Origin of the sequence: Nocardiopsis aegyptia (assembly GCF_013410755.1) — a bacterium.
GTDB lineage: Bacteria > Actinomycetota > Actinomycetes > Streptosporangiales > Streptosporangiaceae > Nocardiopsis > Nocardiopsis aegyptia.
In genome coordinates this window covers 5,076,532-5,090,692 of sequence record NZ_JACCFS010000001.1, presented here as the reverse complement: position 1 = coordinate 5,090,692, position 14,161 = coordinate 5,076,532, and the positions used below count along the sequence as shown (strand labels likewise).

Genomic DNA, 14,161 nt, shown 5'->3' with positions numbered 1-14,161 from the left:
TCAGGCCGGGTCGAAGACCACGACCGGCTTCATGTGGTCGCCGCGGTTCTCGCCCAGGGCCACGACGCGGCCGTCGGGGGCGAACAGGCCCACCGGGCCGCCGCCCAGCGAACTCGGCCCGATCCGGTTGCCGTGCCGGATGCGGCCGGTCTCGTCCTCGGTGAGGGTGCGCACCGGGAAGGCCGCGGCCACCGCGTGGGCGAGCGGGACCTGCGTGAACTCCTCCGCCAGCTGGTCGAGCGTGCGGGCCTGGGACAGGTCGTAGGGCCCCACCCGGGTGCGGCGCAGCGCGGTCAGGTGGCCGCCCACGCCGAGGTCGGCGCCCATGTCGCGGGCGAGCGAGCGGATGTAGGTCCCGCTGGAGCAGGTCACCTCGGCGTCGACGTCCACGAACGTGCCGCCCTCGTCCGCCACCCGGCGGATGTCGGTGACCGTGAACGCCGCGATCGTCACCTCGCGCGCCTTGAGCGCGACCTCCTTGCCCTCACGGGCCGACTTGTACGCGCGCTTGCCGTCCACCTTGATCGCGCTGACCTGCGGCGGGACCTGCTGGATCCGTCCGGTGAAGGCCGCGACCGCCGCGTGCACGGCCTCGTCGGCCACCCCGGAGGCGTCCACCCGCGGGCCGAACTCGCCCTCGGCGTCGTCGGTGCTGGTCGCCTGGCCGAGCCGGAAGGTCGCGTCGTAGACCTTCTCCGTGAGGGTCAGGTGGCCGAGCAGCTTCGTGCCCTTCTCCACCCCCAGCACCAGGACGCCCGTGGCCATCGGGTCCAGGGTCCCGGCGTGGCCGACCCGCCGGGTCCGCGCGAGCCCGCGCGTCTTGGCGACCACGTCGTGCGAGGTCCAGTCGGCGGGCTTGTCCACGACCACGACGCCGCTCTCGGCCATGGGTCTCCTTCGGGGTGAATGCCGGCGGCGGCGCGGTCCGCGCCGCCGCCCCGGGTGTTACTGGTCCTCGTCGTCCTCGGCCTCGCGGGGGGCCTTGTACGGGTCGGCCTCCCCCGCCGGCGAGGCGCCGGTGGCCCGCTGGGCCACCTCCTCGTCGGCCTGACGCGCCTTGACCAGCAGCTCCTCGATGTGCTGGGCGTTCTCCTGCACCTCGTCGATGACGAAGGTCAGGCTCGGCGTGTGCCGGATACCGGTCTGGCGGCCGACCTCGCTGCGGATCACGCCCTTGGCGCTGTCCAGGGCGGCGGCGGAGGCCGCCTTCTCGTCCGCGGTGCCGAACACCGTGTAGTACACGGTGGCGTCCCGCAGGTCGGCGGTGATCCGGGCGTCGGTCACGGTGACGAATCCCAGTCGCGGGTCCTTGATCCGCCGGTCCAGCATCTCGGCGACGATGCGCTGGATGCGGTCGGCGATCTTGCGCGCGCGTGCGGCGTCAACCATCGTCAGTCTTCCTCTTCGTTGAAGAGCCGCTGCCTGGCGGAGAGCAGCTCCAGTTCGGGGCGGCCCGCGACGAATCGTTCGCAGGTCTCCATCTGTTCGCGGGCGAACGCGGCGGTCGGCGCGACCACGGCGACCCCGATCTTCGCCCGCCGGTACAGGTCGTGCTCGCCCACCTCGGAGACCGACACCGAGAACTTCCGGCGCAGCTCGGAGACGACCGGGCGGACCAGCGAACGCTTCTGCTTGAGCGAGTGGACGTCTCCGAGAAGGACGTCCAGGGTCAGCGCCCCAACGTACAAGTGATCACCTGGATTGTGTGTGAACCGTCAAAGGCGGGGCCCCGGCCGCACGGCCGGGGCCCCAGTGGGATCAGACTCCGCGAGGACTAGTCGCGGGGCTTCTCCTGCATCTCGTAGGTCTCGATGACGTCCTCGGGGCGCAGGTCGTTGTAACCGACCCCGATACCGCACTCGAAGCCCTCGCGGACCTCGGTCGCGTCGTCCTTGAACCGCCGCAGGGACTCCACGGTGAGGTTCTCGGAGATGACGACTCCCTCCCGGATGAGCCGGGCCTTGGAGTTGCGGCGGATGAGTCCGCTCCGGACGATCGAACCGGCGATGTTGCCGATCTTGGGCACCTTGAAGACCTCGCGGATCTCGGCGCTGCCCAGCTGGACTTCCTCGTAGATGGGCTTGAGGAGGCCCTTGACCGCGGCCTCGACCTCGTCGATGGCCTGGTAGATCACCGAGTAGTACCGGATGTCGACGCCCATACGGTCCGCGAGCTGGCTGTTCTTGCCCTCGGGCCGCACGTTGAAGCCGACGATGATCGCGTCCGCGGACGACGCCAGGTTGATGTCGTTCTGCGTGATCGCACCGACACCGCGTCCGATGATCCGGATGCTGACCTCGTCGCCGCCGGCGTCGATCTTGAGCAGCGACTCCTCCAGCGCCTCGACCGAACCGGACATGTCGCCCTTGATGAGGAGGAGCAGCTCGGAGCGCTCGCCCTCCTTGATGGCGGACTGCCAGTTGTCGAGGGTGACGCGGCGTGCCGACTTCGCCTGCTGGGCGAAGCGCTCGCGCGCCTCGCGCTGTTGGGCGATCTGACGCGCCACCCGGTCGTCCTTGACGACCAGGAAGCTGTCACCGGCGCTGGGCACGTTGGTCAGACCCAGCACCTGCACCGGACGGGACGGCTCGGCGCTCTGCACGTTCTGGCCGTGCTCGTCGAGCATGGCCCGGACGCGGCCGTAGGCGTCACCACAGACGATCGAGTCGCCGACGTTGAGCGTGCCGCGCTGGACCAGCACCGTGGCCATGGAACCGCGACCGCGGTCCAGGTAGGCCTCGATGGCCAGACCCTGCGCGTCCATGTCCGGGTTGGCCTGGAGTTCCAGGGCCGCGTCGGACGTGAGCACGATCGACTCCAGCAGGGCGTCGAGGTTGGTGCCCTGGAGAGCGGAGATGTCCACGAACTGGACGTCGCCGCCGTACTCCTCGGCCACCAGGCCGTACTCGGTCATCTGGGCGCGCACGCGCTGCGGGTCGGCACCCTCGACGTCGATCTTGTTGACCGCGACGACGATCGGCACCTCGGCCGCCTTGGCGTGGTCGATGGCCTCGGCCGTCTGCGGCTTGACGCCGTCGTCGGCCGCCACGACCAGAACCGCGACGTCGGTGACCTTCGCACCACGGGCACGCATGGCGGTGAACGCCTCGTGACCAGGGGTGTCGATGAAGGTGATCTTGCGCTCTTCGCCGTCCACCTCGGTCGCGACCTGGTAGGCACCGATGTGCTGGGTGATGCCGCCGGCCTCGCCGCCGACCACGTTCGTCTTACGGATCGTGTCCAGCAGTCGGGTCTTACCGTGGTCGACGTGACCCATGACGGTGACCACCGGCGGGCGCGGACGCAGTTCGGCGTCGCCGCCCTCGTCCTCACCGAACTCGATGGAGAACGACTCCAGCAACTCGCGGTCCTCGTCCTCGGGACTGACGACCTCGATGCGGTAGCTGAGCTCCTCGCCGAGCAGCTGCAGGGTCTCGTCCGGCAGCGACTGGGTCGCGGTGACCATCTCACCCAGGTGCATCATGACCTGGACGAGCGACGCCGGGTTGACGTCGATCTTGTCGCCGAAGTCCGACAGCGAGGCGCCGCGGGACAGTCGGATGACCTGGTTGTTGCCGCTCGGGATCTTGACGCCGCCGAAGGACGGGGCCGAGAGCTCGTGGAACTCGGCACGCCGCTGCTTCTTGGACTTGCGCGCACGCCCGGGACGACCGCCCGGACGACCGAACGCACCGGCCGTTCCGCCACCGCGGCCACGACCGCCGCCACCGGGACGACCACCGAAGCCGCCCGGACGACCGCCGCCGCCACCGGGACGCGGACCCGCACCCGCGGGGGCTCCCCCGCGACCGCGACCGCCGCCGCCGGGACGACCGCCGCCCGCTCCGCCGCGACCGCCGCCGGCCGGAGCCGAGGGACGGGAGGAGGGCATGTTCATCGGACTGGGACGCGGACCACCCGGACGCGGGGCACCGCCGCCGCCACCGGGACGCGGAGCGCCACCGCCGGGACGGGGAGCGCCCGCGGCACCGCCGGGACGCGGGGTGCGCTGGTCGCCGGCCTGCGGGGGCCGCGGACCCGGACGGGGACCGCCGCCACCGGGACGCGGAGCACCGCCACCCGGACGGGGAGCGCGCTGGTCGCCGGCCTGCGGACCGGGCCGGGGGCCCGGACGCGGAGCGCCGCCGCCACCGGGACGCGGACCGGCGGGCTTGGAGCCCATGCCGGAGGCGTTGGAGGCGAACGGGTTGTTGCCGGGACGCGGGCCCGGACGGGGACCGCCCGGACGCGGGGCACGGCCGCCCTCGGAACGGCCGCCGCGCTCGCCGCGCTCAGGGCGCTGGGGCCGCTCGCCGCGCTCAGGACGGTCACCACGCTCGGGGCGTCCGCCCTGCGGGGCGGGCTTGGGCGCGCCACCGGGGCGCGGGCCGGCCTCCTCGCGGGCGGGCTTGGCAGCCGGCTTGGGCGCAGCGGGACGCTGCTCGGCCGGTGCGGCCGCCTCGGCCGGCGCGGCGGGCTTGGCCGCCGGAGCCGGCTTCGGGCCAGGCTTGGGGGCCGGGCCGGGCTTGGGAGCCGCGGGACCCGGCTTGGGGGCCTGGCCGGCAGGGCGCGGACCCGGCTTGGGAGCCGGTCCACCCTTCTTGCCGCCGTTGTTCTCGGACCCCTTGAAAGCTTCTTGCAGACGTCGCACGACCGGCGCCTCTATCGTCGAGGACGCCGAACGGACGAATTCGCCCATCTCGTTGAGCTTGGCCAGAACGGCCTTGCTCTCTACACCGAACTCCTTGGCGAGTTCGTACACCCGGACCTTCGCCACTGCTCTCCTTCAGCTTCGGTCCGGGACATGGGCCTGTGCCGGACCGTCGTTAGCTTGAGTTACTCATCGCTGCGTACTCATCAGGCGCTCATCGCAATCTCGACCTGCTTCCTCATCGCTACACAACAATGGGCCGGTTAACACGTGCCGACACAGCACAGTACGCCGACCTCGGTCAGTACAACCCGGAGGCCGGCCCAGACATTCCAACCCTATCGGGAGGGCCGACCCGATCCGCCATCTGGGGCGGGCTCGAAGAGGGCGTCAACCCGTGAGACGTCCCACGCGGTGCGCCCGGATCCCTCCCGGTCCCGGAAGGCGCGTGACCACGCCCTGCGACGCACGGCGAGCTCGAAGCATCGCCGGTCGTTGTGCAGGTAGGCACCGCGCCCGGGGTGTCGACCCCGGGTGTCGGGCACGATGGCCGAGCCCACGGCCACCAACCGCACGAGGTCGGACTGGACTGTCCGCGACCGACATCCCACGCAGGTGCGCACGGGACCGCCACGACCGTCTTCGACCACCCTATCGCGTTGTGACACGGGCACGGTCCGATCAGCCGACCGGAGGGGCGTCGTCCGCGTCCGGCTCGCCGGTCTCGACGGGCTCGCCGGCGGGGTCGGCGTCCGAGCGGATGTCGATGCGCCACCCGGTGAGCCGGGCGGCCAGGCGGGCGTTCTGGCCCTCCTTGCCGATGGCGAGCGACTGCTGGTAGTCGGGCACGATCACGCGCGCCACGCGGGCGGCCATGTCGAGCACCTCGACGGAGTTCACCCGTGCCGGGGACAGGGCGTTGGCGACGAACACGGCGGGGTCGTCAGAGTAGTCGACGATGTCGATCTTCTCGCCGTGCAGCTCGGCCATGACGTTGCGGACCCGGCTGCCGAGCGGGCCGATGCAGGCGCCCTTGGCGTTGACGCCGCCCCGGTTGGAGCGGACCGCCATCTTGGTCCGGTGGCCGGCCTCGCGCGCGATCGCCGCGATCTCGACGGTGCCGTCGGCGATCTCGGGGACCTCCAGCTCGAAGAGCTTGCGGACCAGGTTGGGGTGGGTGCGCGAGAGCGTGACCGAGGGGCCGCGGTGGCCCTTGCGGACCTGCACGACGTAGGCGCGCAGCCGCTCGCCGTGGGTGTACTCCTCGGTGGGGACCTGCTCCTGCGGCGGCAGGATCGCCTCGATCCGGCCCAGGTCCACCAGCACGTTCCGGGGGTCCTTGCCCTGCTGGATGATGCCGGAGACGATGTCGTGCTCGCGGCCGGCGAACTCGCCGAGCGTGAGCTCGTCCTCGGCGTCGCGCAGGCGCTGGAGGATGACCTGCTTGGCGGTGGAGGTCGCGATGCGGCCGAAACCGGACGGGGTGCCGTCGTACTCGCCGACCACGTCCCCCTCCTCGTCGAGCTCGGAGACCCACACGGTCACGTGGCCGGTCGAGCGGTTCAGTTCGACCCGGGCACGCTTGTCGGCGCCCTCCTCGCGGTGGTAGGCGATCAGGAGCGCGTCCTCGATGGCCTTGGCGACCAGTTCGACCGAGATGTCCTTCTCGCGTTCCAGGCTGCGCAGGACGCTCATGTCAATATCCACGGGGCTCCCCCTCTAGTCCGCCGCGTCGGTGTCGGCTGCCCGACGGAATTCCACCTGGACCTTGCCCTTGCCGAGTTCGGCGTGGGTGTAGGTCCGGGGGTGCCCCTCGACGTCCAGGGTGACTCCCTGGTCGTCGGCGGCGGTGACACGACCGGTGACCTCGCCCCCCTCGGCGAGGGAGGCCCGCACCAGGCGGCCGCGGGACCGTCGCCAGTGCCGCGGCTCGGTCAGCGGGCGGTCCACGCCCGGGGAGGTGACCTCCAGGACGTAGGGCTGTGCGCCCATGACGTCGGAGTCCTCCAGCACGGCGTCGACTTCCTGCGTGACCTCGCCCACCGTGTCCAGGTCGACCCCGTCATCGGAGTCCACGACCACGCGCAGCACCCGGCGCTTTCCCGCGGGTGTCAGCTCGACGGACTCCAGGTCCAGTCCGGCCGTTGCCAGTACCGGCTCCAGCAGTTCGACGATGCGCTCGTCACGCGACTGCGCTCCCATGTCGTGTCTGCCCCTCCAAAGGCGAAACCCCGCCCCCGCGGCCGACGGGCCGTGCACGGGGCGGTCCAGCTCTGTACGTAGTCTTCGACGAATCGGTCCGCGTCCCAGTGGGCGCGGACCCAGCGCACGTCGCGTTCGACGGCGGCTGTGCTGCAAGGGTATCCACACCCGGACGCCTTCCAGGTCGCCGTCGGGCGGCGGGGCGCGTCGGGGACCGGTCCCCGCCCACCGGAATCGCCGTGTGGCAGGGGGTGTCGGCACGGCCGCCGCCCACCGGGGACCGTGGAAAGATGGGTGGGCGACCGCCGCCGGCGGCCGCTTGTGCGAGTGCCGCGCGCCGGGCCGGGCGCGCACGGGAGGAGTCCGCGTGAGCACGGGTCATCGCTGCGTCAACCGCCGCACGGTGCTGGGCGCCGCGGCCGCAGGAGCGGCGGCCGTCGGCCTGTCGGCCTGCGGCGGGGCCGAGTGGTATCCGGCCGATGTGACGCCCGACGAGTACGTGGTGCGCGCGGTGCTGCGCGAGAAGGAGCGGATGGTGACCCGCTACGAGACCGCGATCGCGCACGGCGCGGAGCCGGCGGACCTGCTGGAGCGGTTCCTGGAGCACCACCTCGCCCACGCCGACGCCCTGGCGGACGCCCTGCCGGACGACGCCGGGCCCCTCCCGGAGCCCTCGCCGGAGGCGTCCGCGCCCGCGGTCGAGGGCCCCGCGCTGGATACGCCCCTCACCGCGGCCGGCCTGCTGGTGCTGGAGTCGTCGGCGACCGCCGCCCGGCTCGACCAGGCCGGCGCGGTCACCGACGCGGGGCTGGCCCAGCTGATCTGCGGCATCGGAGCGTGCGAGGCCGGGCACGCCCACCTGCTCGACGAGGAACGCTGAGCCCGGCAGGCAGGAGGAGGACCATGGTGAGCGAGACCCCCTCGAACGGTCAGGGCACCGACGCCGGCCCGGAGGCGCTGGCCGAGGCGCTGCGCGCCGAGCACGCCGCCGTGTACGGGTACGAGTACCTGGGCGGAGCCGCCGACGCCCAGGGGCGCCGCGAGCGCGCGCTGGACGAGGCCGCCAAGCACAAGGCGCTGCGGGACGCGCTGCACGCGGCCGCGGTGGAGCGCGGTGTCGATCCGCCGCCCGCGCTGGCCTCCTACCCGCTCCCCGAGGGACACGGCGACGGGGACGTGGACGCCTTCGCGGTGGAGCTGGAGGGCACCACGGCCCGGGCGTACCTGTGGCTGACCGCCTCCGAGGACGCCGAGCTGCGCTGGACGGCCGGGCGCGCCCTCCAGGAGACGACGGTGCGCGCGCTGACCTGGGGCGGCGAGCTGGACGCCCTGCCGGGCTTCGAACAGACCTGAGGGCGGTTCGGGGCGGGGCTACTCCACGATCTCGGGATAGCGGGCGTCCCACTCGGCCTGGTCGTCCTCCTCCCCTGGTTCGTCGCGCAGGTCGACCTCGGTCCCCCGCGCGGTGAACTCCGCGCGCAGCCGCTCCGCCGTGTCGGCCGAGATCCGGTTGAGGCACAGGTTCAGCCGTCGCAGTCCGTGCAGCGCCGGGGCGCGCAGCAGCGCTTCGGCGCCGGCGTCCGTCAGGACGGACTGGGACAGCTCCAGGACGCGGAGCCGTTCCGCCAGGGGCGAGCCGGCCACGGCCCGCGCCCAGGCGTCCGCCCGCTCCGCGCCACGCAGCGCCAGGGAGTCGAGGCGGGGCAGGACGGCGCCCGACAGCACACGGGACAGGTCCACGACGTCCGTGTCGGCCCCGTACGCGCTGTCGCCGAGGAAGAGTTCCAGGTGTTCCAGCGCCGGGAGGTCGGCCGTCCCGAGGTCGCGCACCGCCTGCCCGGGCAGGTTGATGCTCTGCACGGTCAGGCGGCGCAGGGCGGCGTGCTCCAGGTCGGCGAAGCGCAGCCCCAGTCCGCCGCGCACGGTGAACTCCTCCAGCGCGGGCAGGGCGTGGAGGAGCGGGGCGACGTCGGTCTGGCCGATCCAGGACAGCTCGCTGTCACCGACGGTGAACTCGGTGAAGAACAGCGCCCGCAGACGCGGCCACGCGGAGGCGTGTGCGAGCAGGAGGTCCCGCTGGCCGGCCATGTCCGTGCCGTCGTAGTCCAGGGGCGCCGCGGTGATCGCGGTGACCCGCCGCCCGTCGACGGTCGCGACGAACCGTTCCAGGTAGGCTTCGACGTCCTCGTCCTCCCCGGAGCCGTTCCCCGGGTGGAAGGGGGCGTGGTAGCGGAGCCGCCAGGCCACCGAGCCCGGGTCGGCCACGGCCGCGGCCGGAGCGGCCCCGACCGGTCCGGAGGGGAACTCGACCACCGGTAGGTCCGCGAACCTCGGCATGTACTCGTAGTAGCCCACGTGTCCCTCGCCCTTCCACCTCACGCACGGAATCCGTGGCACCCCGGGGGTGCCACGGATTCCGACGCAGGACCCGGCGGGCGGGTTCCGTGCGGACTCAGCCGCGGCAGGCGGCGACCGTGCGCTCGACGATGTCGCCCAGGGCGACCTCCTCGCGCTCACCGGTGGCGCGGTCGCGCAGCTCCACGAGCCCGTCCTTGAGGCCGCGGCCGATGATGACGCTCGTGGGCACGCCCAGGAGTTCGGCGTCGGTGAACTTCACGCCGGGGGACACGCCCTTGCGGTCGTCCACCAGGACGCGCAGGCCCTGGTCGCGCAGCTCGCCCGCGATGCGCAGGGCCTCCTCGATCTGGTCACCCTTGCCGGTGCCGACCACGTGCACGTCGGCGGGCGCGATCTCACGCGGCCACACGATGCCCTTGTCGTCGTGGGACTGCTCCACGACCGAGGCGACGGCGCGGGAGACGCCGATGCCGTACGAGCCCATGGTGATCCGCTTCGGCTTGCCGTCCGAGCCCAGCGCGTCCACCTGGAAGGCGTCGGTGTACTTGCGGCCGAGCTGGAAGATGTGCCCGATCTCGATGCCGCGGGCGGTGTACAGCGTGCCCTTTCCGTCGGGCGAGGGGTCGCCGTCGCGGACCTCGGCGACGTCGATGGTGCCGTCCGGGGTGAAGTCGCGGCCGGCCACGAGGTCGATGACGTGGTGCTCGTCCCGGTCGGCGCCGGTCACCCACGCGGTGCCGGTGACCACGCGCGGGTCGACCAGGTAGCGCACCTTGTTGTCGAGCAGGGCGCGGGGGCCGATGTAGCCCTTGACCAGGAACGGGTTGGCGGCGAAGTCGGACTCGTCCAGCAGGGCGACCTCGGCGGGCTCCAGGGCCGCCTCCAGGCGCTTGAAGTCCACCTCGCGGTCGCCGGGCAGGCCCACGGCCAGCAGCTCCCACTCGTCGGCGCCGGGGGCGCGGGTCTTGACCAGGACGTTCTTGAGGGTGTCGGCCTCGACGAAGTCCCGGCCCAGGCCGGCGCCGTTGAGGAAGTCCACCAGGGTCTGGATGGTGGCGGTGCCGGGCGTGTGGTGCACGACCGCCTCGGGCAGACCGTCGAGCGGGCGGGCGGCGGGCGCGGGCGTGGTGACGGCCTCGACGTTGGCGGCGTAGTCGGACTCGGTGCTGCGCACGAAGGTGTCCTCGCCGGTCGGCGCGACGGCGAGGAACTCCTCGGAGGCCGAGCCGCCCATGGCGCCGGAGGTGGCGGAGACGATGACGTACTCCAGCCCGAGCCGCTCGAAGATGCGCTGGTAGGCGGCGCGGTGCGCGTCGTAGGACGCCTGGAGGCCCTCGTCGTCGATGTCGAAGGAGTACGAGTCCTTCATGTGGAACTCGCGGCCGCGCAGCACGCCGGCGCGGGGCCGGGCCTCGTCGCGGAACTTCTCCTGGATCTGGTACAGGACGACCGGGAAGTCCTTGTACGAGGAGTACTCGCCCTTGACCAGGAGCGTGAACAGCTCCTCGTGCGTGGGGCCGAGCAGGTAGTCGGCGCCCTTGCGGTCCTGGAGGCGGAACAGGTTGGGCCCGTAGTCGTCCCAGCGGCCGGTCGTCTCGTAGAACTCCCGGGGCAGGAGCGCGGGCAGGAGGACCTCCTGGCCGCCCATGGCGTCCATCTCCTCGCGCACGACGCGGGCGACGTTCTCCAGGACGATCTTGCCCAGGGGCAGCCACGAGTAGATACCGGGGGCGGCGCGCCGGACGTAGCCGCCGCGGACGAGGAGCTTGTGGCTCGGCACCTCAGCGTCCGCCGGGTCCTCACGCAGGGTGCGCAGGAACAGGGTCGACATCCGCAGTAGCACGGCCACTCCTCGGTGAACACGCCCGTCGGGCGCTGGATCGGAACTCGGACCCGGCAGCACAGGTTCTCCGTCGGAACCAGCGATTCCGCTGCATCGAGCTACCGGGGTTCCCCAGGCTAGCGCCATGGCGGAGCGTGCGTCGCCGCTCCGGGCCAGGTCCCGGTACCCCCGCGGTGTCCTACCGTGGGGACGGCGGCCGAACGGGGGGCGGGAACATGGGCAGACGCGGGACCCGGGAGCGGGACGAGACACCCGAGGCGGACGGGCCGCCCCGGATGGAGCTGCTCGCCGACGCCGACCGCGCCGAGTCGTGGTTCCTGGTCGTGGACGGCACACCACAGTCGCACGTGGACCTGAGTGACCCGACCTACCTCGACTTCTCCTACATGCGGCGCATCGCGCACGCCGCCGACCTGGTCGCGCCCGAGCGCGAACCCATCGACGCGCTCCACCTGGGCGCGGGCGCGCTGACGATGGCGCGCTACGTGGCCCACACCCGCCCCGGCTCGCGCCAGCGCGCGGTCGACGTCGACGCGCCCCTGGTCGAGCTGGTGCGGCGGCGCCTGCCGTGGGACCGGCGGGCCCAGCTGCGGGTGGGGATCGGCGACGCGCGCGAGTGGATCGGCGCCCGGCACGACTCCAGCGCGGACCTGGTCGTCAGCGACGTGTTCGCGGGGGCCCGGACGCCCGCGCGGCTGACGTCGGTGGAGTACTACACCGAGGCCGCCCGGGTCCTGCGCCCCTCCGGGCTGCTGGTGGTCAACATCGGGGACGGGCACGCCCTGGCCCACGCCCGCCGACAGGTGGCGACGGTGCGGGCGGTGCTGCCGCACGTGGCGCTGACCGCGGAGCCGGGGGTCCTGCGCGGCCGCAGGTTCGGCAACCTCGTCCTGGTGGCGGGCCACCGGCCGCTGCCCGACGACGAACTGGGCCGCCGCGCGCACCGCGACCCGGAGATGGCGCGTCTACTGGAGGGCGAGGACCTGGACCGCTTCGCCTCGGGCCGCTCGGCCGTGCACGACGCCGACGCCGCCGACTCACCGGCCCCGCCCGAGGACCTGTTCTGACCATGGCCGCGGGCACCCGGGTGACCTCGCCCCTCGGATACTCCGCGGGGAGTACGCCGGCGGGCGAACTGCCTCCCTCCGGACGACGCGCGACCCCGAGGTGGGGACCGTAGTGTCGGTGTCGTGGCAGCACTACATCCGCGTCCCACGCGACACGACCTCTGGCTCACCGGCGTCCTGCTCCTGCTCTCGGCGGGCAGCACCTGCGTGATCACCCTGGTCGACCCGGTGCCGACCCAGCGGGATCCGTGGCCCTGGGGGTACGCGCTGATCCTGGTCGCGAGCCTGCCCCTGCTGGTGCGCAGGTCGTTCCCGTGCGGGGCCGGGGTCGTGGTGGTGGCCGCGGCCAGCGCGTACTACCCCCTGGGCTACCCCGACGGCCTGGTCATGCTCTGCGCCGCGGTGATGCTCTACACCCTGGTCCGGCACGGGTACCGCATCCTCGGATGGGCGCTGGGCATCGGACAGTTCGCGGCGCTCAACGTCTACGAGTTCGCCTTCTTCGGAACCGTCCGGCCCGAGGCGCTCGGCATCATCGCGTGGGTGCTGGTCCTGTTGTGCAGCGCCGAGGTCATGCGGTGGCGCGGTGAGTACCAGAAGGCCGAGCGGGAGCGTGTCGCCGAGGCGGGCCGCACCCGCGAGGAGGAGCTGCTCCGGCGGGCCTCCGACGAGCGGCTGCGCCTTGCGCGCGACGTCCACGACACCGTCGCGCACAACATCTCCCTGATCAACGTGCAGGCGGGCACCGCGCTGTACCTGATGGAGTCCGAGCCAGAGCGCGCGGCCCAGGCGCTGTCCACCATCAAGCAGACCAGCAAGGACACGCTGTCCGAGCTGCGGGGCATCCTCGGTGTGCTGCGCGCGGTCGACGAGGCGGCGCCGCGCTCCCCCGTCCCCGGCGTCGAGCGGCTCTTCGAGCTCGTCGAGGGCACCCGGGGCGCCGGTGTCGAGGTGACGCTGGAGACCACCGGTACCCCCCAGCACCTGCCGGCCAGTACCGGGACGGCCGCCTACCGCACGGTGCAGGAGGCGCTGACCAACGTGGTCCGGCACTCGGGTGCCTCCCATGTCCGGGTGCGGATCGCCTACGCCGCGTCGGCCCTGGACATCGAGGTCACCGACGACGGCCACGGCACGGTCGGCCCGCCCGCGCACGGCAACGGGATCACCGGGATGACCGAGCGCGCCGCCCTGGTCGGGGGTTCGGTGGACGCGGGCCCCCTGGACGGGGGAGGATTCCGGGTGCGGGCGCGGCTGCCGTTGGACGGCGGCGAGCGCCCCGCCGCCGTCTCCGCCGACGAAACGAGGTCCCCGTGATCCGCGTGCTGCTCGCCGACGACCAGGCACTGGTGCGCGCGGGCTTTCGCGCGCTGCTGGACAGTGCCCCCGACATCGAGGTGGTCGCCGAGGCCGCCGACGGTGAGGAGGCCGTCCGGCTGGCCCGGGCCGAGCGCCCCGACGTCGTCCTGATGGACATCCGCATGCCGGGGGTGGACGGTCTGGCGGCCACGGAGCGGATCCTGGCCGACCGGAACCTGGACGCGATCCGGATCGTCATCCTCACCACGTTCGACCTGGACGAGTACATCTTCGAAGCGCTGCGCGCGGGGGCCAGCGGGTTCCTGGTCAAGGACACCGAGCCGCGCGACCTGTTGCAGGCGGTGCGCGTGGTGCACGAGGGCGAGGCCCTGCTCTCCCCGGGGATCACCCGGCGGCTGATCGCCGACTACGCGGGCCGGCCGCGCGGTGCCCCCGCCCCCGCGGTCCGCCTGAACGGGCTCACCGAACGCGAGCGCGAGGTGCTGGCCCTGGTCGGCGAGGGCCTGACCAACGAGGAGATCGCGCGGCGGCTCGTGGTCAGTCCCGCCACGGCCAAGACCCACGTCAGCCGCACCATGGTGAAGCTGGGCGTGCGGGACCGGGCGCAGCTGGTCGTGATCGCCTACGAGACCGCGCTGGTGACCCCCAAGTGGAGCCAGGGGACCTGACGCCGCCCTCGGGGTCATCCCCTACACCTCCAGGAGTAGCGGCCGGGACGGC

General features: G+C 72.8%; 14 protein-coding genes. 5 read left to right on the top strand and 9 right to left on the bottom strand.

The annotated features are described in order from the left end of the window. The 7 genes from truB to rimP form a co-directional block, all read right to left on the bottom strand. Positions 1–888 (bottom strand): tRNA pseudouridine(55) synthase TruB, encoded by an 888-nt coding sequence (truB, locus tag HNR10_RS22705; RefSeq protein WP_179826735.1) that lies wholly within the window; start codon positions 886–888, stop codon positions 1–3. 57 nt (positions 889–945) lie between these two features. Next, entirely contained in the window at positions 946–1,389 is a 444-nt protein-coding gene (gene rbfA, locus HNR10_RS22700) for a 30S ribosome-binding factor RbfA (RefSeq protein ID WP_179826733.1), read from the bottom strand. A gap of 2 nt (positions 1,390–1,391) precedes the next feature. Beyond that, positions 1,392–1,688: a DUF503 domain-containing protein gene (locus tag HNR10_RS22695; protein ID WP_053615414.1), complete on the bottom strand. Its 297-nt coding sequence runs from the start codon at positions 1,686–1,688 to the stop codon at positions 1,392–1,394. Between the two features lie 86 nt (positions 1,689–1,774). Next, positions 1,775–4,777 carry a translation initiation factor IF-2 gene (gene infB, locus HNR10_RS22690; protein ID WP_179826730.1) on the bottom strand — a complete coding sequence of 1,001 codons (3,003 nt, stop codon included), beginning with the start codon at positions 4,775–4,777 and terminating at the stop codon, positions 1,775–1,777. Positions 4,778–4,989: 212 nt separating this feature from the next. After that, the gene (locus tag HNR10_RS22685; protein ID WP_312889384.1) at positions 4,990–5,262 is read right to left on the bottom strand and encodes a YlxR family protein; all 273 of its coding nucleotides are present in this window, start codon (positions 5,260–5,262) and stop codon (positions 4,990–4,992) included. A gap of 70 nt (positions 5,263–5,332) precedes the next feature. Further along, on the bottom strand, positions 5,333–6,346 hold the full coding sequence (nusA, locus tag HNR10_RS22680) for a transcription termination factor NusA (protein ID WP_179829905.1): 1,014 nt from the start codon (positions 6,344–6,346) through the stop codon (positions 5,333–5,335). Between the two features lie 24 nt (positions 6,347–6,370). After that, the gene (gene rimP, locus HNR10_RS22675; protein ID WP_179826727.1) at positions 6,371–6,853 is read right to left on the bottom strand and encodes a ribosome maturation factor RimP; all 483 of its coding nucleotides are present in this window, start codon (positions 6,851–6,853) and stop codon (positions 6,371–6,373) included. A gap of 367 nt (positions 6,854–7,220) precedes the next feature. On the opposite strand from rimP, the gene HNR10_RS31400 reads away from it, so the two are divergent. Next, positions 7,221–7,733 (top strand): ferritin-like domain-containing protein, encoded by a 513-nt coding sequence (locus HNR10_RS31400; RefSeq protein ID WP_312889383.1) that lies wholly within the window; start codon positions 7,221–7,223, stop codon positions 7,731–7,733. A gap of 23 nt (positions 7,734–7,756) precedes the next feature. Further along, complete coding sequence (locus HNR10_RS22665) at positions 7,757–8,206, top strand: ferritin-like domain-containing protein (protein WP_179826723.1); 450 nt, start codon at positions 7,757–7,759, stop codon at positions 8,204–8,206. Between the two features lie 18 nt (positions 8,207–8,224). Here HNR10_RS22665 and HNR10_RS22660 read toward each other — a convergent pair whose 3' ends face one another. Next, positions 8,225–9,232 carry a leucine-rich repeat domain-containing protein gene (locus tag HNR10_RS22660; protein ID WP_218897946.1) on the bottom strand — a complete coding sequence of 336 codons (1,008 nt, stop codon included), beginning with the start codon at positions 9,230–9,232 and terminating at the stop codon, positions 8,225–8,227. Between the two features lie 73 nt (positions 9,233–9,305). Then, positions 9,306–11,042, bottom strand: a complete 1,737-nt coding sequence (locus HNR10_RS22655; protein ID WP_179829903.1) for a proline--tRNA ligase — start codon at positions 11,040–11,042, stop codon at positions 9,306–9,308. A 227-nt stretch (positions 11,043–11,269) separates the two neighbouring features. Here HNR10_RS22655 and HNR10_RS22650 point away from each other — a divergent pair, with 227 nt between their 5' ends. The 3 genes from HNR10_RS22650 (at position 11,270) to HNR10_RS22640 (ending at position 14,109) form a co-directional block, all read left to right on the top strand. Continuing rightward, on the top strand, positions 11,270–12,121 hold the full coding sequence (locus tag HNR10_RS22650; protein ID WP_179826721.1) for a spermidine synthase: 852 nt from the start codon (positions 11,270–11,272) through the stop codon (positions 12,119–12,121). 123 nt (positions 12,122–12,244) lie between these two features. Continuing rightward, a complete protein-coding gene (locus HNR10_RS22645) occupies positions 12,245–13,438 on the top strand; it encodes a sensor histidine kinase (protein WP_179826719.1) in 1,194 nt (397 codons plus the stop codon). Continuing rightward, positions 13,435–14,109 carry a response regulator gene (locus HNR10_RS22640; RefSeq protein ID WP_179826717.1) on the top strand — a complete coding sequence of 225 codons (675 nt, stop codon included), beginning with the start codon at positions 13,435–13,437 and terminating at the stop codon, positions 14,107–14,109. Before HNR10_RS22645 ends, HNR10_RS22640 begins: the two co-directional genes overlap by 4 nt. Positions 14,110–14,161: the final 52 nt, after the last annotated feature.